23 protein-coding genes and 1 pseudogene are annotated in these 24016 nt (G+C 75.5%); 12 read left to right on the forward strand and 12 right to left on the reverse strand.

Annotated elements, in window-relative coordinates:
- The first annotated feature begins 93 nt into the window (after window positions 1-93).
- Window positions 94-693 carry a GNAT family N-acetyltransferase gene (locus tag O4U47_RS19770; RefSeq protein WP_270679394.1) on the forward strand — a complete coding sequence of 200 codons (600 nt, stop codon included), beginning with the start codon at window positions 94-96 and terminating at the stop codon, window positions 691-693.
- Between the two features lie 186 nt (window positions 694-879).
- Here the strand turns inward: O4U47_RS19770 and O4U47_RS19775 are convergent, their stop codons facing one another.
- Both O4U47_RS19775 and O4U47_RS19780 read right to left on the reverse strand, forming a co-directional pair.
- The gene (locus O4U47_RS19775) at window positions 880-1053 is read right to left on the reverse strand and encodes a hypothetical protein (protein WP_270679395.1); all 174 of its coding nucleotides are present in this window, start codon (window positions 1051-1053) and stop codon (window positions 880-882) included.
- Between the two features lie 446 nt (window positions 1054-1499).
- The gene (locus O4U47_RS19780) at window positions 1500-3416 is read right to left on the reverse strand and encodes a DEAD/DEAH box helicase (protein ID WP_270679396.1); all 1917 of its coding nucleotides are present in this window, start codon (window positions 3414-3416) and stop codon (window positions 1500-1502) included.
- Between the two features lie 527 nt (window positions 3417-3943).
- Here O4U47_RS19780 and O4U47_RS19785 point away from each other — a divergent pair.
- Both O4U47_RS19785 and O4U47_RS19790 read left to right on the forward strand, forming a co-directional pair.
- On the forward strand, window positions 3944-4522 hold the full coding sequence (locus tag O4U47_RS19785; protein WP_270679397.1) for a TetR/AcrR family transcriptional regulator: 579 nt from the start codon (window positions 3944-3946) through the stop codon (window positions 4520-4522).
- A 78-nt stretch (window positions 4523-4600) separates the two neighbouring features.
- The gene (locus tag O4U47_RS19790; protein WP_270679398.1) at window positions 4601-5503 is read left to right on the forward strand and encodes an alpha/beta fold hydrolase; all 903 of its coding nucleotides are present in this window, start codon (window positions 4601-4603) and stop codon (window positions 5501-5503) included.
- 25 nt (window positions 5504-5528) lie between these two features.
- Here O4U47_RS19790 and O4U47_RS19795 read toward each other — a convergent pair whose 3' ends face one another.
- Window positions 5529-6077, reverse strand: coding sequence for a TIGR03086 family metal-binding protein (locus tag O4U47_RS19795; RefSeq protein ID WP_270679399.1), 549 nt, complete (start codon window positions 6075-6077; stop codon window positions 5529-5531).
- A gap of 148 nt (window positions 6078-6225) precedes the next feature.
- Between O4U47_RS19795 and O4U47_RS19800 the strand changes: the two are divergent.
- Window positions 6226-6360, forward strand: a pseudogene (locus tag O4U47_RS19800) (transposase); the annotation flags it as partial.
- A gap of 184 nt (window positions 6361-6544) precedes the next feature.
- On the opposite strand, the gene O4U47_RS19805 reads toward O4U47_RS19800, so the two are convergent.
- The gene (locus O4U47_RS19805) at window positions 6545-6988 is read right to left on the reverse strand and encodes a MerR family transcriptional regulator (RefSeq protein ID WP_270679400.1); all 444 of its coding nucleotides are present in this window, start codon (window positions 6986-6988) and stop codon (window positions 6545-6547) included.
- Window positions 6989-7055: 67 nt separating this feature from the next.
- Between O4U47_RS19805 and O4U47_RS19810 the strand changes: the two genes are divergently transcribed.
- On the forward strand, window positions 7056-7865 hold the full coding sequence (locus tag O4U47_RS19810) for an MBL fold metallo-hydrolase (protein ID WP_270679401.1): 810 nt from the start codon (window positions 7056-7058) through the stop codon (window positions 7863-7865).
- A 45-nt stretch (window positions 7866-7910) separates the two neighbouring features.
- On the opposite strand, the gene O4U47_RS19815 is transcribed toward O4U47_RS19810, so the two are convergent.
- Entirely contained in the window at window positions 7911-8603 is a 693-nt protein-coding gene (locus O4U47_RS19815; RefSeq protein ID WP_270679402.1) for a TetR/AcrR family transcriptional regulator, read from the reverse strand.
- Window positions 8604-8656: 53 nt separating this feature from the next.
- Between O4U47_RS19815 and O4U47_RS19820 the strand changes: the two genes are divergently transcribed.
- Window positions 8657-9787 (forward strand): FAD-dependent oxidoreductase, encoded by a 1131-nt coding sequence (locus O4U47_RS19820; protein WP_270679403.1) that lies wholly within the window; start codon window positions 8657-8659, stop codon window positions 9785-9787.
- A 30-nt stretch (window positions 9788-9817) separates the two neighbouring features.
- Here the strand turns inward: O4U47_RS19820 and O4U47_RS19825 are convergent, their stop codons facing one another.
- The 3 genes from O4U47_RS19825 to O4U47_RS19835 form a co-directional block, all read right to left on the reverse strand.
- Window positions 9818-10234, reverse strand: a complete 417-nt coding sequence (locus tag O4U47_RS19825) for a nuclear transport factor 2 family protein (RefSeq protein WP_270679404.1) — start codon at window positions 10232-10234, stop codon at window positions 9818-9820.
- 70 nt (window positions 10235-10304) lie between these two features.
- Window positions 10305-11042, reverse strand: coding sequence for an SDR family NAD(P)-dependent oxidoreductase (locus O4U47_RS19830; RefSeq protein ID WP_270679405.1), 738 nt, complete (start codon window positions 11040-11042; stop codon window positions 10305-10307).
- A 91-nt stretch (window positions 11043-11133) separates the two neighbouring features.
- Window positions 11134-11565: an Rrf2 family transcriptional regulator gene (locus O4U47_RS19835; RefSeq protein ID WP_270679406.1), complete on the reverse strand. Its 432-nt coding sequence runs from the start codon at window positions 11563-11565 to the stop codon at window positions 11134-11136.
- A gap of 439 nt (window positions 11566-12004) precedes the next feature.
- Here O4U47_RS19835 and O4U47_RS19840 point away from each other — a divergent pair, with 439 nt between their 5' ends.
- Both O4U47_RS19840 and O4U47_RS19845 read left to right on the forward strand, forming a co-directional pair.
- The gene (locus O4U47_RS19840; protein ID WP_270679407.1) at window positions 12005-12442 is read left to right on the forward strand and encodes a GNAT family N-acetyltransferase; all 438 of its coding nucleotides are present in this window, start codon (window positions 12005-12007) and stop codon (window positions 12440-12442) included.
- A gap of 374 nt (window positions 12443-12816) precedes the next feature.
- Complete coding sequence (locus O4U47_RS19845) at window positions 12817-18270, forward strand: ATP-binding protein (RefSeq protein WP_270679408.1); 5454 nt, start codon at window positions 12817-12819, stop codon at window positions 18268-18270.
- On the opposite strand, the gene O4U47_RS19850 is transcribed toward O4U47_RS19845, so the two are convergent.
- Entirely contained in the window at window positions 18245-18847 is a 603-nt protein-coding gene (locus tag O4U47_RS19850) for a VanZ family protein (protein WP_270679409.1), read from the reverse strand. The two genes, O4U47_RS19845 and O4U47_RS19850, sit on opposite strands and share 26 nt — an antisense overlap.
- 276 nt (window positions 18848-19123) lie before the next feature.
- On the opposite strand from O4U47_RS19850, the gene O4U47_RS19855 reads away from it, so the two are divergent.
- On the forward strand, window positions 19124-19804 hold the full coding sequence (locus O4U47_RS19855) for an HAD family hydrolase (RefSeq protein WP_270679410.1): 681 nt from the start codon (window positions 19124-19126) through the stop codon (window positions 19802-19804).
- Window positions 19805-19831: 27 nt separating this feature from the next.
- On the opposite strand, the gene O4U47_RS19860 is transcribed toward O4U47_RS19855, so the two are convergent.
- Window positions 19832-20704, reverse strand: a complete 873-nt coding sequence (locus tag O4U47_RS19860) for an SDR family oxidoreductase (protein WP_270679411.1) — start codon at window positions 20702-20704, stop codon at window positions 19832-19834.
- Entirely contained in the window at window positions 20701-21672 is a 972-nt protein-coding gene (locus O4U47_RS19865) for an EamA family transporter (protein WP_270679412.1), read from the reverse strand. The genes O4U47_RS19860 and O4U47_RS19865 overlap by 4 nt, the downstream gene beginning before the upstream one ends.
- Window positions 21673-21766: 94 nt before the next feature.
- On the opposite strand from O4U47_RS19865, the gene O4U47_RS19870 reads away from it, so the two are divergent.
- Complete coding sequence (locus O4U47_RS19870) at window positions 21767-22282, forward strand: MarR family winged helix-turn-helix transcriptional regulator (RefSeq protein WP_270679413.1); 516 nt, start codon at window positions 21767-21769, stop codon at window positions 22280-22282.
- 12 nt (window positions 22283-22294) lie between these two features.
- Window positions 22295-22420: a hypothetical protein gene (locus tag O4U47_RS19875; RefSeq protein ID WP_270679414.1), complete on the forward strand. Its 126-nt coding sequence runs from the start codon at window positions 22295-22297 to the stop codon at window positions 22418-22420.
- 91 nt (window positions 22421-22511) lie between these two features.
- On the opposite strand, the gene xylA is transcribed toward O4U47_RS19875, so the two are convergent.
- The gene (xylA, locus tag O4U47_RS19880) at window positions 22512-23675 is read right to left on the reverse strand and encodes a xylose isomerase (protein WP_270679415.1); all 1164 of its coding nucleotides are present in this window, start codon (window positions 23673-23675) and stop codon (window positions 22512-22514) included.
- Window positions 23676-23784: 109 nt separating this feature from the next.
- On the opposite strand from xylA, the gene O4U47_RS19885 reads away from it, so the two are divergent.
- Window positions 23785-24016 (forward strand): MarR family transcriptional regulator (locus O4U47_RS19885; RefSeq protein WP_270679416.1); only part of this gene is annotated, 232 nt, incomplete at its 3' end.

Genomic DNA, 24016 nt, shown 5'->3' on the forward strand with positions numbered 1-24016 from the left:
CGGGGTCACCACCATTCCTGCCACCGCCCGCCGCCCGCGCCCCTGTGTCCGGGGCCGCTTCGGCGCCGGGCGCCCGCACGGCACAATGCGCCCATGGAGCTGCCCGACCGCGTCCCCCGGCTCACCGCACGCACCGGCCTGACACTGCGCCCTTGGCAACTGGCGGGCCCGGACCTCGAACTGGTCCGGCAGGCCGCCCAGGACGACTACATCCCCGCGATCACCACCGTGCCCCGCCCCTACACCGACGCCGAGGGGGAGGAGTTCGTGCGGCGCCAGTGGCAGCGCACCGCCAGGGGCGGGGGCTACCCGTTCGTCATCGTCGCCCCCGAGGGCCGCCCCATCGGCAGTGTGGGCCTGTGGCTCAAGGACCCCGGCCAGGAGTGCGCATCGCTGGGGTACTGGCTGGCCGCCTCGGGCCGGGGGCGGGGGGCGGCCTCGGCGGCGCTGGAGGCGGCCGCGGACTGGGCCCTGCACGGGCTGGGCATTGCGCGCCTGGAGCTGCACGTGGAGCCGTGGAACACCGCGTCCCTGCGCACAGCCCAGCGCGCGGGCTTCCGCCGCGAAGCGCTGCTGCGCCGGTGGAGGCAGGTCGCAGGCGAGCGCCGGGACATGGTCCTGTACGCCCTCCACAACAGCGGCCCCTGCCCACCGGCCCAGCAGGCCCCCTCGGGCGGTCCCGCCCGCGGCTGACCACAGCGTCCGCCGACCAGCGCTGGCAGCCCCCCGGAACTCCGCCTGGGCGTATCGACTGCCGGAGGCCGAGCTGCACGCCGCGACCCGCCGGGACCCCCGAACGCGGATGCCGGTCGGAGAGGCCCCACACAGGATCGGGGCCGACTTGTGCACCGGAGCGCGCCGGCCCCGAGCGGGCGGCCGCTAGGCCCAGGGAGAGTCCCTGCCGTCCTGTTCCCAACGGCGCTGCAGGGCGGCGGCACCGGGGGTGTTCTCGCCCAGGGCCGGCGCGGCATCGCCCGGGCCCGCCGCCGTGGCGATGCCCTGCGCCGTGGCCCAAGCGCCGTGCGCGGCGTAGGCGAGGCCCTCGGCGCTCATCCCGGGCGGCAGCGTGACGGTGAAAGAGGAGGTTGGGCGAAGAGTCCGTGCCCCCATGAGCGCCTCCGCAGCGCCCGCGCGCCGACCCCTTCGGGGCGAGGGGGCGCCGTCGCCGGCGGCACCTGTAGACCATGGGGCATGCCCACCGATGACTGGCACCTGACCCACGACGCCGAGGACCTCCTCACCCGGGCCGGAGGATTCCTGCGCTCGCGCCCGGCCCTGCACAACACGCCACTGACCGACCTCGAGAAGCTGCGCACACCCAAGGCCGCCCGCGACGGCGGCGCCCGGCCTCCCCCTGCGTCGTGCCGACCGCGCCGACCCGGCCAGAGGGGAACGGCACCACTCCAGCGGACGCGACCGCACAAAAAAAGGGGGGCGGCGCATGCGCCGCCCCCCTGAACCTGCTCCAACCGCCGGGCCTTCGCCGACCCGGCCCCGCCTCAGTCGCGGGGGCCGCGGCCCGCCGGACGGCGCTTGGGGGCCTGGCGCGGCCCGCCGCCCTCGCGGGCGTCGCGCCGCACGACCGCCTTGCGGCCCTTGATCATCGCGCCCTGCAGGGCGTCGATCACCCGGTCGGCGTCCGAGGCGGGCACCTCCACCAGGGAGAACCGCTCGGCGATCTCGATCGCGCCGATGTCGCGGCCGCTCAGGCCCGCCTCCCCGGCGATCGCGCCCACCAGGTCCTGGGGGCGCACCCGGGCGCTGCGCCCGGCCCCCACGAACAGGCGCACCCGGTCCCCCGAGGGCGCACGCCCCGAGCGGCGGCCCGGCCCCTGGGGGCCCCGGTCCCGCTCGGGCCGCTCACCGCGGCGCCCGCGCCGGTCGCCCTCGGCGCGCACCGGCACCTGCGGGATGTCCTGCTCGTCGTGGGCGGCCGGGGCCAGCGCCCCGTGCGCCATGCGCAGCGCCTCCAGCGCCACCTGCTCGGCCCCGAACTCCTCGCGCAGCGACCCCAGGACCTCGTCCAGGTCCGCGGGCTCGGCGCCCGGCGCCCCCGCCCCGGGGTCCTCGCCCTGCGACAGGGCCCGGTGCAGCGCCCGGCGGGTGCGCTCCAGGCGGCGGCGCCGCATCTGCTCGACGGTGGGGACCTGCTCGACCTCGATCGGGCTGGCCGTGGCGCGGCGCACCGCCTTCAGGCGGCGCTGGTCGCGCGGCTCGATCACGGTCAGCGCCACGCCCTCGCGCCCGGCGCGCCCGACCCGGCCCGTGCGGTGCACATAGGACTCGGGGGCAGCGGGCAGGCCGAAGTTCACCACGTGCGTCAGGTGGTCCACGTCGATGCCGCGCGCCGCCACGTCGGTGGCCACCAGCAGGTCGGCCGCCCCCGAGCGCAGGCGCCCCATGACCCGGTCGCGGTGCTCCTGGCCCATGCCGCCGTGCAGGGCCTCGGCCCGGCGGCCGCGCCCGTTCATCGCCTCGGTGACCCGCTCGACCTCCTCACGGGTCGCGCAGAACACGATGGCCGCGCCGGGCTCCTCGGCCTCCAGCAGCCGGGCCAGCGCCGCCTCCTTGTAGCCGCGCGGCACCTGGTAGGCGCACTGGCGCACGCGCGGCGCCTCGCCCTGGGCGCGCTTCTCCGGGGCGATGCGCACCCGCACCGGGTCGCTCAGGTGGCTCTGGGCCAGCGCCTCGATGCGCGAGGGCATGGTCGCCGAGAACAGCACCCGCTGGCAGTCGGCCGGGGTCTGCTCCAGGATCTGCTCGATGTCCTCGGCGAAGCCCATGTCGAGCATCTCGTCGGCCTCGTCCAGCACCGCCATGGACAGCCGGTCCAGCGCCAGGCCGCCGCGGCCCATCAGGTCCAGGGCGCGGCCCGGGGTGGCCACCACCGCGTCCACGCCGCGCTCCAGGGCGCGCAGCTGGCGCCCGATGGGGGTGCCGCCGTAGACGGGCAGCACCCGGGCGCGGGCGACGGCCCCCAGGGACTCCACCGCCTCGCACACCTGCACCGCCAGCTCGCGGGTGGGCACCAGGATCAGGGCGGCCGGGGCGCCCGAGGAGCGCTCGGGGCGGTCGGCGAGCATCTGCAGGATGGGCAGGGCGAACGCGGCGGTCTTGCCGGTTCCGGTGGCGGCCTGGCCGAGCAGGTCGCGCCCGGCCACCAGCGGCGGGATGGCCTCGCGCTGGATGGGGGTGGGGTCGGTGAAGCCGGCCTCGGCCACCGAGGCCTGCAGGCGCGGGCCCAGGGGCAGGGCGGCGAAGCCCTCCGGGGCCGCCTCCTCGGCGGCCGGCCCGGCGGCCTCGGCGCCGGACTCCTCGGGCAGGTGCCCGTCCCGGGCGTCGGGCGCGTCGAATCCGAGCTCGGGGTCGAGCTCGGCGGCGGCGTGGTCGGCAAGGGCGGATGCGGCGGATGCCATGTATCTCCAAATAAGGACGCGGGCGTCGTGTCCGTCGGGGCATCGCGCGGTGCGGGCACGCGGGGGTGCCCGCAGGCTGCTGCGGGGTGGATGGGCGCGGACCTGTCCCTCGCGACGCCGCGCGTCCGCAGTGCGCTCTCGCCGCATGCCCGGTTCCGGCCCCATCCCATGGGGCCGCGGGCGCTCAAGGGTCGCGGCCTCCCCGACGGTCACTGGCTCCGGCCGCGCCCCCAGCCTAGGCGATAGGCGGCGGTGCGCGGGCACCGGGGGCGGCAGGGGAGACCAGAAGCACACCGTAGGCGCGGGGCGGCGGATGCCCTCCAGGAGCCCGGCCGCGGGGGCGGGACGGGGGTCCCGCGGGCACCCGGGGGCCGTCGGCAGGCCCCTGACCTGCGGCGGTCATCCCGGGCGCGGCGGGGGCCGTCAGGCACGCCGCCTCCGACGGGCGCCTGGGGCCCGGGTGGGCCCCTCGGCGCCTGGACGCCGAATTCTTGACCGATCGATCCAGATAACCTACGGTCGGCCCCATGGCCAGGACCCGGGAGTTCGACACCGACGCGGCGGTCGGCCGCGCCATGGAGCTGTTCTGGACGCGCGGCTACGAGGCGACCTCGGTGCGCGACCTGACACAGCACCTGGGGATCGGACAGGGCTCCCTGTACGCGGCGTTCGGCGGCAAGGACGGCCTGTACCGCGCCGCGCTGGAGCACTACCGCACCACACTCGCGGCCGCAGCCCTGCGCGACCTGGAAGAGCAGGCCGACGCCCGCTCAGCGGTCCGCGCACTGCTGGCCGAGCGCCTGCGCATCGCCGTAGGGCGCGACGGCCGGGGCTGCCTGGCCGTCAACGCGGCCTGCGAACGCCTGCCGCAGGACGCGTCACTGCGGCGCGTGGTGCGCGACATGCAGGACGCCACCCGCGACGCGCTCGCCGAGGTGCTGCACGCGGCGATCGAACGGGGCGGGATCTCCCCGCGGCACGACCCGCACACCCTCGCCGCCTACCTCGTCACCTTCCTCAACGGGCTGCTGGTCTCGGCGAAGATCACCCCGGACGTCCGCGCGCACGAACCCCTCGTGGAGGTCGCCCTGGCCGCCCTCGACTGACTTTTTCACGCCCTGAATCTGTAACGTACGCTCAAGAATCGTCCCGGGCCGCCCCCGGGACCGGAAGGGCCCCCGCCCATGATGCACGACCAGCACGGCACCCCCCTGCGCACCGGACGCGCCACCGCCAACGGCACCGACCTGCACTACCGGACGGCCGGCTCCGGCCCCGCGGTGGTGCTGCTGCACGGCGTGCCCAAGACCGGCTACCACTGGCGCCACCTCGTCCCCCGGCTGACCCCGCACCACACCGTCGTCGTACCGGACCTGCGCGGCCTGGGCGACTCCGCCCGCCCCGCCGGCGGCTACGACTCGGCGACCATGAGCGACGACATCGCCGCCCTGATGGCGGGCCTGGGCCACCGCACCTACGCCGTCGTCGGCGAGGACTGGGGCGCCGTGATCGGATACCAGCTCGCCGCCCGCCACCGCACCGACGTCCGCGCCCTCGTCTTCGCCGAGGCGCTCCTGCCCGGCTTCGGCTTCGAGGACCACACCGCCCTGACCCCGGAGAACATCGACAGCGGCATGCACCTGTGGCACCTGGGCCTCTACTTCCAGCCGGACGTCCCCGAGATGCTCATCGCCGGGCACGAGCGCGAGCTGATCACCCACATGATCAAGACCGAGCGCAGCCGCCCCGACAGCGCCACCCCCGACGCCATCGAGGAGTACGTGCGCTGCTACTCCATGCCCGGCGGCATCCGCGCCATGCTCTCCGTCTACCGGGCGATGCTCACCGACGCCGAACAGAACCGGCAGGCCGCACGGAACAGGCTCGACATCCCGGTACTGGCGCTGGGCGGCTCGGCGTTCATCGGCGAGCGCAACGAGGCCCAGGCCCGGCACGTGGCCGACGACGTGACCGGCCACGTCTTCGACGCCGGACACGACCTCGCCGAAGAGGTCCCCGAGGAGATGGCCGAGGCGGTCGTGCCGTTCCTGGCGCACTCCGGCCGCGTCCCGGCCGCACACCCCTAGACGGCCGCACTCCCGGTGGAGGGCCTCAGGGGGCCCTCCACCCGGGATCGCGGCCGGTGATCGCCACCGCCCGCTCCAGCAGCGGCGCGTCCTCGGCCACCGCGACCGGGCGCCCCCACAGCTCGGGCACCGGCGCCGAGGGCACGAAATCGGCCACGTGCTCCAGGCACGCCCGCACGGCCGCCTCGGGCGGGTCGAAGCCCCGCCCTGCGGCCCGGGCCAGGTCCCAGCCGTGCACGACCACCTCGGTCAGGGCGATCCTGCCCCAGACCTCATTGGCCAGCTCGACCCCGCCCGCCTCGGTCGCGCCCCGCCAGGCCGAGGGGGAAGCCCAGGCGCGCCCCAGCGCCTCCAGCCGCCGGGGCAGCCCCGCCCGGCCCTGCCCTCCCGCGCCTCCGACCCCGCCCGCGCCGCCTCCGGCCAGCGCGGTGAACCCGCGCGCGACCTCGTCGAGGTGGTCCAGCAGATCGGCGACGGTGAAGTCGGCGCAGGGCGTGGGCCGGTCCAGGTCGGCGACGGAGACCTCCGACACCAGGTCCGCCAGGCGGGCACAGGCCCCCTCGAGATCGATCACGGCATCCTCCTCGGGTCCGGGGGCTCATATCCGCCCACTCCCCCTACAGACGCCCCGGGCGGCCCCGACTCATCGGCGCCCCGCACCCCCAGTCCCGCCCCTGGGGTCACCAGCCCCGACTTCGCCGGCCGCGTGGACCGGGCGGTCCATGCACGGGCGCTTCTGGCCCCCGTCGTACCTGGCCGCCTCCTGCGGCGGCGCTGCGCTGTCGGTGGTGCGGCAGTACATCGAGGAGCAACGCCGCCCCGTGCAGCTCAGCACCTACGGCCCGGATCCGGGCTGACCCCGCCCTCAAGGACGGGGCTCACGCCCTATACGCCAGGTCAACGCCTCCTGCACGATGCGGTAGACGGCGCCCTCCACCGCTGCCGGGAGCGGACCGGTACCCGCACACGGGCACCGGCCTCCCCGCGCAACTCCTCCCCTGCGGCGGCCACGCGCCGCCCGGCCGCACGGCCCGACCGGGCTCACCCCCCGTCCGGGCCGCAGGGGTCCTCGCCGGGGCCCGGCACCCGGCCCACCGCGCGCTTGAACTCCGGGCACTCCACCAGCGGGTCGTGGTCGCACCCCGCGGCGTGCGCCAGGCTGTCGCGCAGCCGCTCCAGCCGCCCGATCGACTCGTCCACCTCGCGCGCCTTGGCCGCCAGGAGCCCGCGCAGCTCCCCGTCACCGGGCGTGCCGGTCAGGAACGCGCGCACCTCGGCGATCGTGAAACCCGCGCTGCGCGCGCACACGAGCACCCCCAGCCGGTGCAGCACCCCGGGGTCATAGGCCCGGCGCAGCCCGCTGCGCGCCGCGGGGGCGATGAGCCCCTCCTTCTCGTAGTAGCGCAGCGCCGATGGGGCCAGCCCCGTCCGCCGCGCCACCTCGCCGATGTCCAGCAGCCCCGCCTCCGGCGCCTGTGCCCCCATGCCCGGCCCCCTTTCCCGCGCCCGGCGCGGTTGACTTGAAGCGCACTTCAAGTAGCAGTGTAGGCGCATGCGGATCCACCACATCAACACCGGCTCCATGCTCCTGCTCGAACCCGCCGACACCGGCCTGCCCCCCGCCCGCGCGGTCTGCCACAGCCTGCTCCTGGAGACCGACGCCGACGGGCTCGTCCTCGTGGAGACCGGCCTGGGCCTGAACGACGTACGCCACCCCGAGCGCACCCTGGACCCCGGCTGGAGGCAGGCGGTCGAACCGGTCCTCGACCCCCGCGAGACCGCGGTGCACCGGGTCCGCGCGCTGGGGCACGACCCGGCCGACGTGCGCCACATCGTGCTCACCCACCTGGACGTCGACCACGCCGGCGGACTGCCCGACTTCCCCGCCGCCACCGTGCACGTGCTGCAGGAGGAGCTGCACGCGGCCCGCGCCGAGGCGCCCGACCCCCGCTACCGCCCCGCCCACTTGGCGCACGGGCCGCGCTGGTCCACCTACCCCGCCGACGGCGGGCAGGACTGGTTCGGCCTGCCCGGCGCGCGCGAGCTGCGCGGCCTGCCGCCCGACATCCTGCTCGTGCCCCTGCCCGGACACTCCCGGGGCCACGCGGGGGTGGCGGTGCGCAAGGGGCGGGGATGGCTGCTGCACGCGGGCGACGCCTTCTTCTACCACCGCGAGCTGGCGGCCCGGGACCCGCACGGGCACCCGTTGCTGGACCTGGTCCAGGAGGGGGCGCAGGTCGATGAGAAGGCCCGCAAGGCGACCCGGGAGGCGCTGCGGGGCCTGGCGGGCGAACACGGCGGCGGGGTGGAGGTGGTGTGCGCCCACGACCCGTGGACACTGCGGCGCCTGACCGCAGGGTGAGGGCTGGGCCCCGGCGGTGCCATGGGCCCAGACGCCGCGCGCGTCTCAGGCCGGCGCCCGGCCGAGCCGGGCGGCCACGGCGTCCAGGACCCACTCCAGGCCCTCGGCGAAGGACTCCTCGGCGCCGCCGTGCCTGCCCTCGTGCACGGCCCTGGCCAGCGCCGGGAACCGGCCCGAGTCCAGCATCCGCCTCAGGTGCGGGCCCTGCTCGCGCTGCCAGTCCCCCTCGGACAGGCCCGTGGCGCGCTCGGCCCGCAGCCCGGCCACCTCGCGCCTGATGGCGCCGATGGTGTAGGCGGTGACGGTCTGAACCGCCCGCCAGGCGGTGTCGGCATCGGCCAGGCCCTCCAGCGCGGCCAGCGGCGCCTCGCCCGCCGCAAGGGCGTTGGGCCCCAGCGCAGGGCGCCCGCCGAGCAGGTCGGCCAGCCACTCGTGGCGCAGGGCGGCCCCCCGGGTGCGGCGGGCCAGCCCGTCCAGCGCCTCGCGCCAGTGGCCGGGCGGTGCGGCGGGCACGATCTCGGCGTAGACCCGGTCCACCATCAGGTCGAACAGGTCCTCCTTGGCGGAGATGAAGCCGTAGAGCCGCATCGGCCCGGCGCCCAGCCGGGCGGCGACCTTGCGCAGCGTCACCGCATCCAGCCCGCCCTCGTCGGCCAGGCCGACGGCGGCCTCCACGATGCGCGCCCGGTCCAGCGGCGCGGGGCCCTTCGGCGGCTCGGGACGGTCCCACACAGTCATGGAACCACCGTACTGTTGCGATACGCCGTATCGGGAAAATACAGTGTATCGACATGAGCCGCCGTATCGCCGTGGTCGGCGCCGGGCCCGCGGGCCTGGCCCTGGCCCGCGTCCTGCACCGCAACGGCCACCGGGCCGCCGTCTTCGAACGCGACCCCCACCCCCGCGCACGCTCCCAGGGCGGCACCCTGGACCTGCACGAAGGGCTGGGCCTGCTCGCCCTGGAAAAGGCGGGCCTGCTGGAGGGCTTCCGCGCGCTGGCCCGCCCCGAGGGCCAGGCCATGCGCATCCTGGACACCGACGGCACCGTCCTGCGCGACTGGCGGCCCCGCCCCGGCGAGGAGGCCAACCCCGAGATCGACCGCGGTGACCTGCGCCGCCTGCTTCTGGGCCCCCTGGACGTGCAGTGGGGGCGCGCAGTGGCCCATGCGGTGCCCCGGCCCGGCGGCGGCGCCCTCGCCTGCTTCGCCGACGGGCACCGGGAGGCCTTCGACCTGGTCGTCGGCGCGGACGGGGCGCGGTCCCGCGTCCGGGCGGCGGTCTCGGCCGCAGTGCCGCACTACACCGGCGTCACCATGGTCGAATCCGGCCTGGAGGACCTCGACCGGGACCACCCCGACCTGGCCCGCCTCATCGGCGACGGGTCGGTGGCCGCCTACGGCCCCGGCCGCTCCCTGGTCGCCCAGCGCACCAGCGGCGGCCGCGCCAAGGTCTACGCCCAGTTCCGCACGCCGCAGCCCGAGCGCACCGGCGCCAGGGGCGCCGGCCCGTCGGCCGAGCGCGAACGCCTACTGTCCCTGTTCGACGGGTGGGCCGACCCCCTCCTGGAGCTGGTGCGCCGCGGCACCTCCTTCGTCCGCCGCCCGCTGTACACCCTGCCCGCCTCCCACACCTGGGAGCACGTGCCCGGGGTGACGCTGCTGGGCGACGCCGCCCACCTGATGCCCCCGCTGGGGGCGGGGGCGAACCTGGCGCTGCTGGAGGGGGCCGAACTCGCCGAGGCCGTCGCCGGCGCCGACCCCTCGGACCCGGCGCGCCTGGACGCGGCGATGCGCGGCTTCGAGGAGCGCATGCGCGAGCGCGCCGCCGGTTGGGCGCGCATCACCACCGAAGGGCTGCAGCGCCTGGTGGGCCCGGACCCCGCCCAGGCCCTGGCCCTGTTCGACGGGGTCCACCCCTCCTGACCGCGCCGGTTCCGGTCCCGGGCCGCGGCGTCAGCCGGCGTTGAACGCCTGCCCGACGCTCAGCGTGTCCTCGTACAGGTGCATGCGGACGATCCGCCCGTCCTCGACCACCAGGTGCATGGCCGCCGGTGTGGTGAACTCCTTGCCCGTGGCCGCGGCGGTGTGCGTCCAGACCGCCAGCAGTACGGCGTCGCCGCCTTCGACGATGACGCGCTCCAGCACGACCTGGCTCATGCCGGGCGCGAAGTGCGGCCACATCGTGGTGAAGTACGGCGCGACCTCCTCCCGGCGGGTACGGCGCCCGGTCCAGGGCAGCGCGTCGCTTCCGGGGACGTGCCAGTCGATCTCCTCGGCGAAGAGTTCCTGGATGCCCTCGGGGTCCTGGGCGCCCAGGCGCTCCACGAACTTCTCGGACACGGTCCGCGTGGTCTGGGTATCCGTTGCCATCGTCGTCGTCCTCGTCTTCTCGGTGGTGTGATGCGTCCCGCCCGGGCGATCGGGCCCCGGCGTCGGGCTCTCAGAGCTGTGTGGTGCCGCCGTCGACGAGCAGTTCCGCGCCGGTGGTGAAAGCGCTCTGATCGCCGGCCAGGTACAGGGCGGTGGCGGCGACCTCGTCGGGGCGTCCGAGGCGGCCCAGCGGGGTCGCCGGCCCCGGCGGGGAGCCGTGCGGGAGGGCGTCGCGGAGCCCGTCCCCGCCCGGGGTCTCGACAGGGCCGGGCGTGAGGGCGTTGACGCGGATTCCGCGGTCGGCCAGTTCGGCGGCCCAGGTCCGGGCGAGGCTGCGGATGGCGGCTTTGGTGGCGGCGTAGACGCCCAGCCCCGGGGCGGCCCTCAGGGCCGCGCTGGAGGAGAGCAGCATGACCGAGGCGCCGGCCCTCAGCAGCGGGAGCGCCTTTTGGACCGTGAAGACCGTGCCCTTGAGGTTGATCGCGGCGGTGCGGTCGTACTCCTCTTCGGTGATGGCGCCGAGCGGGCCGTAGTCCCCGACCCCGGCGTTGGCCGCCACGATGTCCAGGCGGCCGCTGCCCTCGGCGATGCGGGCGAAGAGGCGGTCGAGGTCGCCGAGGTCGGAGGCGTCGCCCTGGACGGCGATGCCCCGGGCGCCGACCTGTGCGGCGGCGGCGTCCAGTTCGGCCTTGCGGCGGCCGGTGAGGTAGACGGTCGCGCCCTCGGAGGCGAAGCGGCGGGCGATCGCCAGGCCGATGCCGCTGGAGGCGCCGGTGACCAGGGCGGTCTTGTCGTCCAGCTGTCCCATGGGGTTCTCCGAATCTTTGACGTAACCATTTTTGTTACATTTGAGGCCGCGGAATGCGCCCCCGTGTCCCGGGGAGGCCGGGGGCCTGCGGTCAGGCGGCCTTCAACACGTCGCGCAGCACGTCCTCCAGCGTGGTCCCGGCCAGCTCCCTGCGCAGGGCGGCCTCCACGCCGTCGTACACGGCGGACAGCGCCGGCCCGATGCCCTGGCCCACGACGCACTCGGGGTCCGGCACCGCGCGGTGCAGGGCGAAGACCGGCCCCGGCTCGATCGCCCGGTAGACGTCGAGCAGGGTGAGCGACGCCAGGTCCCGGGTGAGCCTCCAGCCCGCCCCCGCGCCCCGCTGCGACTCGACCAGGCCGGCCTTGCGCAGCTCGGCCAGCAGGCGGCGGATCACCACCGGGTTGGTGTTGACGCTCGTCGCGATCTGCTCGGAGGTGGCGACCTCGTGGCCGCGCCGCTGGTACAGCCCGATCCATGTCAGGGCGTGCGCCGCGACGGTCAGTCTGCTGTTGGCGCTCACGAGGGCTCCGCCTTCCCGGCCTTCTCGACTTCAGTCGTAACCGTAACCGTTACGACAACTCGGGGCAAGCCCGGCCCCCCCTGCGGCGCGGACGGCGCCGTGCAGGCGATCTGCCCCGTCCCGTGGGCCGGGGGCCGCCCGCCGCCGGCCATGGCACCCTCCCGCACCACCGGGGGGCGGGGCCGGGGTTTCGTTTGGGCGGCCCCGGGCGGGCGCGGTGACGGTTCGGACCGCCCTCCCGGCCTGACCCCCGGTAACGCCCACTTATCGGGGGTCAGTTTTCCCGCCCTCTCGGAACCCTGTTTTGTTTGCGGAACATGAATAACGTAACAAGGTAACGTAATTAACTAACGTTATGCGGGTTGGGGTGGAGAGGCCCCGACCAGAGCCCCCCGGGGGGCGGCAGGGGACGCGCCCGCCGCCAAGTACCGTGGGGCCGATGACGACCCGGCTGGCCACCCGTTCGGTCCGCGCCGCCGACGCGGAGAGCCTGGTACCGCTGTTCGCGGCCCTGTCGCATCCCGCGACCCCTGCGCAGTTGCGCAGCCGTCTTGAGCGTCTGGCCGGGGACCCCGCCTATGAGGCCTGGGGCGTCGAGTCGGAGACAGCGCAGTTGGTGGGCTTCGCCGCCGGACACCTGCTGTTCCCCATCGAGGACGACGTTCCGGCCGCCCAGCTCATCGCACTGGTGGCGGCCGGGAACGCGCGAGGGCGGGGTGTGGGCACGGCGCTGTGCACCGCATTCGAGCAGTGGGCCCGCGGGCAGGGCGCGGCCCGGGCCCTGCTGAACTCCTCGAGCACACGGGGCGGGGCCCACGCCTTCTACACGCGGCGCGGCTACACCGCCTCGGGCGTGCGGTTCACCAAACCCCTGTAGCCGTTCACCGCCTCCGGCCCGGATCCCGGTGCGGTGTCGGCATCTCTCCCCCAACGCGGTCCCACCGGCCCCATAGCGACGCACCACCCGGGCTCCGCCGCCGCCCCGGCCGGGCAGGCACCGCCCCCGCCTGTTGGTGAGACCCCACACACCCCCGCCCCGCATACCCTGGGCGACCAGGGGCCCAGCCGCCGCCTTCCAGCCGGGCTCAAGCAGCGCTTTGGCCCATTCCTACAAACTCGGACCCGCAATGTTGCGCCGAGACCGACATGGCACCGGCGCCCCGCACACGCAAGGGTGGAAACCTGCCCGGGCAACCGCCCCCCGCCACGGCGCACGGTCACTGGTCACCACGAAGAAAGGGCTCGGTCGGCTTGTTCACGACAATCGCCATCGTCAACCGCGGCGAGGCCGCCATGCGCCTCATCCACGCCGCACGCGACCTGTCCGCCCGAACCGGCACCCCGGTGCAGACCGTCGCCCTGCACACCGACGTCGACCGCACCGCCGCCTTCGTCCGCGAAGCCGACACCGCCTACGAGATCGGCCCCGCCGCCCAGCGCCCCTACCTCGACCTCAAGGCCCTCGAACGCGCCCTCGTCGACACCGGCGCCGACGCCGCCTGGGTCGGCTGGGGCTTCGTCGCCGAAGACCCCGCCTTCGCCGAACTGTGCGACCAGCTCGGCATCACCTTCATCGGCCCCAGCGCCCAGGCCATGCGCGACCTCGGCGACAAGATCGGCGCCAAACTCCTGGCCGAACAGGTCGGCGTGCCCGTCGCCCCCTGGAGCCGCGGCGCCGTGGCCACCCTCGACGACGCCCTGGCCGCCGCCTCCGGCATCGGCTACCCCCTCATGCTCAAGGCCGCCGCCGGCGGCGGCGGCCGCGGCATCCGCGTCATCAACGACGCCGACGAACTCGCCGAGGCCTTCGACCGCACCAGCGCCGAAGCCGCCCGCGCCTTCGGATCGGGCACCGTCTTCCTCGAACGCCTGGTCACCGGCGCCCGCCACGTCGAAGTCCAGGTCATCGCCGACGGCCAGGGCACCGCCTGGGCCCTGGGCGTGCGCGACTGCTCCATCCAGCGCCGCAACCAGAAGATCATCGAGGAGTCGGCCTCCCCCCTCCTGGACGCCGACCAGACCGCCGAACTCAAGGCCTCCGCCGAACGCCTGGCCCTGGCCGTGGGCTACCGCGGCGCCGCCACCGTGGAGTTCCTCTACCACCCCGGCGAACGCCTCTTCGCCTTCCTCGAGGTCAACACCCGCCTCCAGGTCGAACACCCCATCACCGAATCCACCACCGGCATCGACCTGGTCGCCGCCCAGCTGTCGGTGGCCGCCGGCCACCCCCTCACCGGCGTCGCCCCCCACGAGCGCGGCCACGCCGTCGAGGCCCGCCTCAACGCCGAGGACCCCGACCGCGACTTCGCCCCCTGCCCCGGCCGCATCGCCCGCCTCGAACTGCCCGCCGGCCCCGGCATCCGCGTCGACACCGGCGTCGCCGAAGGCGACACCATCCCCGCCGAATTCGACTCCATGATCGCCAAGATCATCGCCCACGGCCGCGACCGCGACGAGGCCCTGGCCCGCCTGCGCCGCGCCCTGCGCGAGACCACCGTGGTCATCGACGGCGGCGCCACCAACAAGAGCTTCGTACTGGACCTGCTCGACCAGCCCGAGGTCACCGGCGCCACCGCCGACACCGGCTGGATCGACCGCGTCCGCGCCCAGGGCCGCCTGTCCGGCGCCCCCCACGCCGCCGTCGCCCTGACCGCCGCCGCCATCGAGGCCTACGAGGAGGAAGAGGGCGCCGCCCGCGACCACCTGCTCGCCACCGCCTTCGGCGGCCGCCCCCAGGCCCGCCACGAGACCGGCCGCCCCCTGGCCCTCAAACTCCGCGGCGCCACCTACCAGGTCCTGCTCGCCCGCACCGGCGCCGACCGGTTCCGCGCCCACATCACCTCCGGCGAGCACACCGCCACCGCCCAGGTCCACCTGCACCGCCACGACGCCCACACCGGCCAGATCACCGTCAACGGCCACCGCCACCGCCTGCTCACCGCCACCCACGGCCCCGTCCACCTCGTCGAGGTCGACGGCACCGCCCACCGCATCAGCCGCGACGAGGGCGGCGTCGTGCGCTCCCCGGCCCCCGCACTGGTGGTGGCCACCCCCCTGCAGGTCGGCCAGACCGTCGACGCCGGCGCCCCCGTCCTGGTGCTGGAATCGATGAAGATGGAGACGGTCCTGACCGCCCCCTTCGACGCCCGCCTGGCCGAATCCCAGGTCCAGATCGGCTCCCAGGTCGAGACCGGCGCCGCCCTGCTGCGCCTGGAGCCCCTCTCCGACACCGGCGACGCCCCCGCCCAGCAGGCCGCCGAACTCGACCTGCCCGAACCCGGCCCCGCCCCCCTGGCCCAGCGCCTGGCCGAGGGCCGGGCCGACCTGCGCGCCCGCATGCTCGGCTTCGACGCCGACCCCGCCGACCCCGACCGCGCCCTGGCCCGCTACCTGGACGACCGCAAGGCCGCCGCCGCGGCCGGAGCCTCCCCCCTCGCCGACGAGCTCGGCATCATCGAGGCCTTCGCCGACCTGGCCGAACTCTCCCGCAACCGCCCCGCCGAAGGCGAGGCCGCCGGCGACAAGCGCGTCCACAGCACCCGCGAGCACTTCCACACCTACCTGCAGAGCCTGGACCTGGACCGCGCCGGCCTGCCCGAGGCCTTCCGCACCCGCCTGGCCCGCGCCCTGGCCCACTACGGCATCACCGCCACCGACCGCACCCCCGCCCTGGAAGCCGCCGTCTTCCGCATCTTCCTGGCCCAGCAGCGCGCCGCCGCCGACGCCCGCACCGTCGCCGCCCTGCTGCGCACCTGGCTGGACGAGCCCGCCCCCGACCACACCCTGCGCGAAAGCACCGGCCTGGCCCTCGAACGCCTCATCGCCGCCACCCAGGTCCGCTTCCCCCAGCTCGCCGACCTGGCCCGCGGCGTCGTCTTCGCCTGGTTCGCCCAGCCCCTGCTGCGCCGCAACCGGGCCCGCGTCTACGCCGACGTCCGCCGCCACCTGCGCCACCTGGACGCCCACCCCCGCTCCCCCGACCGCGCCGAACGCATCGCCCACATGGTCCGCAGCACCGAACCCCTGGTGCGGCTCCTGGGCCGGCGCCTGGCCCGCGGCACGGCCGACAACTCGGCCATGCTCGAGGTCCTCACCCGCCGCTACTACGGCAACAAGGGCCTGACCGGCGTGCACACCACCCGCGCCGCCGGCTGCGACTTCACCCTCGCCCAGCGCGACGGCACCCGCCTGGCCTCGGCCGCCGTCCCCTTCGACCGCCTGGCCCAGGCCCTGCAGGGACTGGCCCACGTCGCCGACGGCGCCCAGGCCCTGGCCGCCGACATCTACCTGGCCTGGGAGGACCAGCCCGCCGACGCCTCCGACACCGCCCGGGCCCTCTCCCACGTCCTCGAACAGGCCGACCTGCCGCCCGCCGTCGAGCGCATCACCACCACCGTGGCCGGAAGCGGCGGCGCCGTCATGCACCACCACTTCACCTTCGCCCCCGACCCGGCCCGCGGGCACCGCATGGCCGAGCAGCGCCTCATCCGCGGCCTGCACCCCCACATCGCCGCCCGCATGCAGATCGAACGCTTCGCCGACTTCGACCTGACCCGCCTGCCCTCCACCGACGAAGAGGTCTACCTCTTCCAGGCACGCGCCACCACCGACGCCTCCGACGAGCGCCTCCTGGCCTTCGCCCAGGTGCGCGACCTGACCGAGCTGCGCGAGCACGACGGCCGCCTGGTGGCCCTGCCCACCGCCGAGGACACCCTGGCCGCCTGCCTGGACTCCATCCGCCGCGCCCAGGCCCAGCGCCCGGCCCGGGGCCGCCTGGCCAACAACCGCATCGTCATCTACGTGTGGCCCCCCTCCACCCTGACCCGCGACGAGATGGAGATGATCGCCGACCGGCTGCGCCCCACCACCGCCGGGGCCGGCCTGGAGGAGATCTGCTTCATCGGCCGCCAGCGCGACCCCGACACCGGCGCCCTGACCAAGATGGCCGTGCGCATCGCCTTCGACGCCGCCGGCCGCGCCGAGCTCACCGTCGGCCCGCCCTCCGACGAGCCCGTCCGCCCCCAGGACGCCTACCGCCAGAAGGTGCTGCGCGCCGCCCGCCGCAACACCGTCTACCCCTACGAGCTGACCGGCATGCTCGGCGACTTCACCGAGCACGACCTCGACGCCCAGGGCCGCCTGGCCCCGGTGGACCGCCCCAAGGGCCGCAACACCGCCGCCATCGTCGCCGGAACCGTCACCACCCCCACCGCCAAGCACCCCGACGGCATCACCCGCGTGGTCCTGCTCGGCGACCCCACCAAGTCCCTGGGCGCCCTGTCCGAGCCCGAGTGCCGCCGCGTCATCGCCGCCCTGGACCTGGCCGAGAACAGGGGCCTGCCCCTGGAGTGGTACGCCCTGTCGGCCGGCGCCCGCATCTCCATGGACTCCGGAACCGAGAACATGGACTGGGTGGCCGCCGCCCTGCGCCGCATCGTCACCTTCACCCAGGCCGGCGGCGAGATCAACGTGGTCGTGGCCGGCATCAACGTCGGCGCACAGCCCTACTGGAACGCCGAGGCCACCATGCTCATGCACACCAAGGGCGTGCTGGTGATGACCCCCGACTCGGCCATGGTCCTCACCGGCAAGCAGTCCCTGGACTTCTCCGGCGGCGTCTCGGCCGAGGACAACTTCGGCATCGGCGGCCACGACCGCATCATGGGCCCCAACGGCCAGGCCCAGTACTGGGCCCCCGACCTGCCCGCCGCCCACGGCGTGCTCATGTCCCACTACGACCACGCCTACATCGCCCCCGGCGAGCAGGGGCCCCGCACCGCCGCCACCGACGACCCCGACGGCCGCGACATCCGCGACTACCCCCACACCGCCGAGGGCAGCGACTTCACCACCGTCGGCCAGATCTTCTCGGCCGAGCACAACCCCGACCGCAAGAAGCCCTTCGACATCCGCACCGTCATGCGCGCCCTGTCCGACCAGGACCACCCCGCCCTGGAGCGGTGGGCCGACATGGCCGACGCCCACAACGCCGTGGTGCAGGACGTCCACCTGGGCGGGGCGCCGGTGTGCCTGCTGGGCATCGAGTCCAAGTCCCTGCCCCGCCACGGGTTCCCGCCCACCGACGGCCCCGACGCCTACACCGCCGGGACCCTCTTCCCCCAGGCCTCCAAGAAGGCCGCGCGCGCCATCAACGCCGCCAGCGGCAACCGGCCCCTGGTGGTGCTGGCCAACCTGTCGGGCTTCGACGGCTCCCCCGAGTCGATGCGCAGGCTGCAGCTGGAGTACGGCGCCGAGATCGGCCGGGCCATCGTCAACTTCCAGGGCCCGATCGTCTTCTGCGTCATCTCCCGCTACCACGGCGGGGCGTTCGTGGTCTTCTCCAAGGCCCTCAACCCCAACATGACCGTGCTGGCCCTGGAGGGCTCCCGCGCCTCGGTGCTGGGCGGCGCCCCGGCCGCCGCGGTCGTCTTCTCCGGCGAGGTCGACTCCCGCACCGCCGCCGACGGGCGCATCCAGGCCCAGCAGGAGCGCCTGGCCTCGGCCGAGGGCACCGAGCGCGCCGCCCTGGCCGCCGAGCTGGAGGAGCTGCGCGCCACGGTGCGCGCCGAGAAGCTGGGCGAGGTCGCCGCCGAATTCGACGCGGTGCACAGCATCCGGCGCGCGGTGGAGGTGGGCTCGGTCGACGAGGTCATCAGCGCCGAGCAGATGCGCCCGCGCATCATCGAGGCCCTGCGCCGCGGCTGACCCGCCGGCCCGGGCCCCGGGGGCCGCACCCGCCGGGTGCGGCCCCCTCCTGTATCCGCGGCCGCCCGCCGCGCCACAGGGGCCGGGCCAGGCCGGCCCCCAGCAGGGCTCCGGCGCTGTTGAGCAGGACGTCGTCCACCGAGGCCACATGCCCGTCGGCCACCAGGTACTGGAGAGTCTCCACCACCGCCGACACCGCGGCCGCGGCGGCCAGGACGCGGACCCACCGGGCCAGGCGGCGGCCCAGCGCCAGCGGCAGGACAGCGCCCAGGGGCACGAACAGCGCCGCGTTCCCCCCGCTCTGCACCAGCCCCGTCACCCCCAGGCCGGTGGCGGCGATGTCGCGGAGGGGCGCCAGCTCCACCGCCTTCACGCTCCCAGGGGTGAACAGCGTGACCGCGGCGATCCCCAGCAGCGCGCACACGGCCAGGACATCGGCCGCGCTGTCCAGGGCCGCACGGCCCCACCGGCCGTGCCCGCGCCCGCGCATCCACACCAGCACGGCCAAGGCCGCGGCCCACACAGGCCAGAGCACCACGACCGCGTCCACCGCGGCAGTGGCCGAAGACCATCCCATGGCCCAGGACCCAACCACACCGGCCCCAAAGCACGGCCAGGCGCCCCCCCCCCCCCCCCGCCTCGGTGGGCGCGGCCCGCCTGCGCCACCCGCACACAGCGACCCCACGGCCGACTCCCCGCTGGGCGCCGACACGGCCCGCAGCGTTCTGGCGCACACCGCGGCCGAGTCCTCCAACCCCGCCCATCTGCGCGTCCTGCAACGGGTCAACGACCTGCTCGCCCACGACGAGGACGCCCAGGACGCACGGGTCCGGGGCGCCGCTACGATCGCCGCATGCGCGACACCGCCCCCGCCTTCACCGCGCTCCTGGTCGACTGGCGCGGAACCCTCGCCCTCCCCCTGACCCCGCGCCGGTGGGTCGACACCGCCCTGCAGGAGCTACGGCGCCCGCCCGGCGACGCCGACACGGTCCTGGCCCGCCTGGAGGCCGCGGACGCCCACCGCCTCCTGCTCACCCCCGGCATGGACGCCGACCCCGCCCTGCACCGCGACCTCTACCACCGCGTCCTGGCCCGCGCGGGCATCGACCCTGAGCTGGCGGCCGCCCTGTACCGCATCGAATCCGACCCCGCCCACGACCTCTTCGCCGCCGACGCCCCGGCCTTCCTCGCCCGCGCCCGGGGCGCCGGCGTGCGCACCGTGGTCGTCAGCGACGTCCACGTCGACATCCGGCCCCGCTTCGCCGCGGCCGGACTGGCCGACCACGTCGACGCCTTCGCGCTGTCCTTCGAGGCGGGCGCCGAAAAACCCGACCCGCGCCTGTTCGAGGCCGCCCTGGACAAGGCCGGGGCCCACCCCGCCCAGGCGCTGATGGTCGGCGACCGCCCCACCCACGACGGGGGCGCCGCGGACCTGGGCATCGCCACGCTGCTGCTGCCGCCGCTGCGCACCGCCCAGGACCGCAGGCTGCACCTGGCCGAGGCGCTGCTCCACACCCCCGCCCCCCGGGGCTGACGGACCGCCCCCCGGGGCCGGGGCGCCTCACCCGGTGAAGGCCGCCGCGTGCGCGCGGGCGAAGTCGGCCACACCCTGCGGGGCCCGGCCCAGCAGGCGCTCGGCGTCCCGGGTGGTGAAGTCACCCCACCCCCGGGCGAACGCCGCCGAGTACTCGCCCACCATGTCCGCGATCCACTCGTCGGCGCCCACCGCCAGCAGCGCCGCGCGCTTGTCGGCCGGCGAAACCGGCCGGTAGGCCACCGGCCGCCCCAGCGCCTGCCCCATCCGCTCGGCCGCCTCGGCCAGGCTCAGCGACTCCGGACCGGTCAGCGTGTAGGTGCGCCCGGCGTGCACGCCCGGCGGATCGGCCAGCACACGCGCCGCGCAGCCCGCCACGTCCTCGGCGGCCACCATCCCCAGCCGCCCCTGCCCCATGTCCATGCCGAACCCGCCGCTCGCGCGCACCTCGGCGGCCTCGCCCAGCAGGTTGTCCATGAACCACATGGGCCGCAGCACGGTCCACTCCAGGCCCGAGGCCTGCGTCTCGGCGTCCGACAGGGCGTGCAGGCGCCCGCTGCGGGTGGGGGCGTCGTGCGCGGCGCCCACCGCCGACAGGCGCACCACCCGCTCGGCCCCGGCCCGCCGGGCCGCCCACAGCGCGTTCATGCTGTGCTCGGGGGCGCGCGGCCCGTTGGGCACCAGCAGCCACACGTCCTGCACCCCCTCCATGGCCGGGCCCAGCGTGTCCGGGCGCCCCAGGTCCCCGGCCACCACCTCGGCCCCGGCGGCGCGCGCCGCGTCGGCCTTGGCAGGGTCGCGCACCAGGGCGCGCAGGTCCGCGTCGGCGCCCTGCAAGCGGCCCATCAGGGCGGTGGACACGGTTCCGGTGGCCCCGGTGATCAGCACGGTGCGGGTCATGTCGCTCGTCCTCCTCGTTCGGGCCCTACGGCCGGTTCGGGTTCGGCGGGTTCGGGTCGGGGTTCGCCCGCACCGCGGCGGCGCAGGCGGGGGTCGAGCTGGGCGGCGGCCACGGCGGCCAGCGCCAGGGCGAACCCGGCGCCCTGGCTGCCGGTCAGGTCCTCGCCCAGCAGCAGGTGTCCCAGCGCCGCCGCCACCACCGGGGACAGCAGCGGCAGGAAGGACACCGCCACCACGGGCAGGCGTCCGATGCCGTGGAACCACAGCGGGTAGCTCAGGGCGGCCCCCACCACGCCCAGCCACAGGTACCCGGCCACCGCGCGCGGCTCGGCCATCCCGGCGGGCACCCCTTCCAGGGCCAGCGCCACCGGGAGCAGCACCAGCCCTCCGGCGGTCAGCTGCCAGGCGGCGAAGGCGGTGGGGCCCACCCCCTCGGGGCGGCCCCACCGCTTGGTGAGCACGATCCCGGCGGCCAGGCACACGGCCGCACCGGTGCCGGCGGCGGTGCCCAGGGGGTCGACGGGGGCCGGGCCGGCGCCCACGACCAGGGCGACCCCGGCGATCCCGGCCAGGGCCCAGCCCAGCCGCCAGGCGGTGGGGCGCTCGCCCAGCAGGGCGAAGGCCAGGACGACGGCGGCCAGCGGCTGCACGGCGGTCAGGGTGGCGGCCACGCCGCCGGGCAGCCGGTAGGCGGCGGCGAACAGCAGGGCGAACAGCGCGCCGATGTTGAGGGTGCCCAGGACCAGGGCGCGCCAGGCCCAGTGGCCGCGGGGCAGGGTGCCGGTGAGGGCGAGCAGGACGAGCCCGGCGGGCAGGGCGCGCAGCACGCCCGAGGCCAGGGGCGCCCCGGGCGGCAGGAGTTCGGTGGTGACCAGGTAGGTGGTGCCCCAGGCGGCGGGGACGGCGGCGGTGAGCGCGGTCAGGCCGGCCCGGGCCGCGGCGGTGTCGGGGGGTCGGGGGGAGGGCACGGACAACCTCTCAACGTTGAACTGTTTAACGTTGAGGAATGTACTCCGGCTGATACCGTGCCGTCAAACCCTTCAACATTGAGAGGAACCGGCCGTGCGCGACGCCGTCGACCGCATCCTGCACCAATGGGCCCACGCACGCCCCGACCTCGACCCCGCCCCCATGGGCGTCCTCGGCCGCCTCACCCGCCTCACCCGCATCGCCGAGACCCGCCTCAAAACCGTCTTCGCCCACCACGGCCTCGAACGCGGCGAATTCGACGTCCTTGCCACCCTCCGACGCGCCGCACCCCCCGACGGCATGACCGCCGGAGCCCTCGCCCGCGCCTCCATGGTCACCTCCGGCGCCGTCACCAACCGCCTCGACCGCCTCGAAGCCAAAGGCCACATCACCCGCCGCACCGACCCCCACAACCGCCGCACCGTCGTCGTCGCCCTCACCCCCCAGGGCCGCGACCTCATCGACCGCGCCGTGACCGCCCACCTCGACAACGAACACCGCCTCCTGGCCGCCCTCACCCCCGACCAGCGCGACGACCTCGCCCGCAACCTGCGCACCCTCCTCATCAGCCTCGGCGACACCGCCGACGACCACCCCGACCGGGACTGACCCGCACCGGCCATGGGGCGGGGCGACCGGAGGCCGCCCCGCCACGGCGCCTTCGTCCTCGGCCGCCACCGCACCGACCGCTTCATGAAGACCATGGACCTGATGATCCAGGGCCGCCACGCCGACGCCCGGGCCTGAGCACACACCCGGGCCCGCCCCCCCGCACACGAAAAAAGGCCCTGGCCCCCGCACACCGGGACCCAGGGCCGAACCGCACGGCGCCGTGCGGCTACCCCCGCACACCCAACAGGTGCTCGGTCGCCAACTGGTCCAACCGCTCGAACCCGTACCCCCGCTCCCGCAGCTCCTCCACGTCCGGATCCGCCTCGGCCAACAGCCCCTTCACCGACTCCCCCTCACCCAGCGTCGGCACCGCCAGCTCACCCACCCGGGAGGCCTCCAACGCCTCGGCCACCTCCGGATCCGCCCGGAACGCCGCCGCCTTCTCCCGCAGGATCAGATAGTTGCGCATGCACGCCTGCGCCGACACCCACACCCCCGCATCGTCCTCGGTCCGCGGCGGCTTGAAGTCGAAGTGCCGCGGCCCCGCGTACCCCTCCCGCTCCAACAGGTCCACCAGGAAGAACGCCTCCCGCAGATCACCGCCCCCGAACCGCAGGTCCTGATCGAACTTCACCCCCCGCTGGCCGTTCAGGTCGATGTGGAACAACTTGCCGTGCCACAGCGCCTGCGCCACCCCGTGCACCATGTTCAGACCCGCCATCTGCTCATGGCCCACCTCCGGGTTCACCCCCACCATCTCCGGGTGCTCCAACTCCCCGATGAACGCCAGCGCATGCCCCACCGTCGGCAGCAGCACATCCCCCCGCGGCTCGTTCGGCTTGGGCTCCACCGCCAACCGCAGGTCATACCCCCGCTCCCGGATGAAGGCGCACAACACCTCGAACGCCTCCCGCAACCGGTCCAGCGCCGCACGGCCGTCCTTGCCCGCCTCGGTCTCGGCCCCGTCCTGGCCGCCCCAGCACACGTACGTGCGCGCCCCCAGCTCGGCCGCCAGATCGATGTTGGCCGCCGCCTTGCGCAGCGCCAGCCGCCGCACCCGGCGGCTGTTCGACGTGAACCCCCCGTCCCGGAACACCGGATCGGTGAACAGGTTCGTGGTGGCCATCGGCACCACCACCCCCGTCTCCTCCAACGCCCCGCGGAACCGGCCGATGATCCGCTCCCGCTCGGCCGCCCCCGTCCCCGCCGGAACCAGGTCCTCGTCGTGGAAGGTCACCCCCCACGCCCCCAGCTCCGCCAACCGGTGGACCGCACGCACCGGGTCCAGCGGCCCGCGCACCGCCGACCCGAACGTGTTCACCCCCTGCCAGCCCACCGTCCACAGCCCGAAACTGAACCGGTCCTCACTCCGGGGGCGGTACACGTCCATCACGGACCCTCCTTCAGGGCACGGCCGACAACGACCCCATTAGTCTGGTCACCGAACAAACCCCGCGTCAATGCCCCCCACCCCCACACCCCGCCCCCACAATGGACCCGTGACCACCACCGACCGCCCCACCACCAAACACACCATCCGCGCCAACAACCTCGGCCTCATCCTGCGCACCCTGCACACCCACGCCCCCTGCTCCCGCGCCCACCTCGCCACCGCCAGCGGCCTCACCAAATCCACCGTCTCCAGCCTCATCGACGAACTCACCACCGCCGGCCTCATCACCCACCACGGCCCCCCCCCCACCCCCCCCCCCCGGCCCCCCCCCCCCCCCC

It is taken from the genome of Nocardiopsis suaedae, assembly GCF_027706745.1.
Lineage (GTDB): Bacteria > Actinomycetota > Actinomycetes > Streptosporangiales > Streptosporangiaceae > Nocardiopsis_A > Nocardiopsis_A suaedae.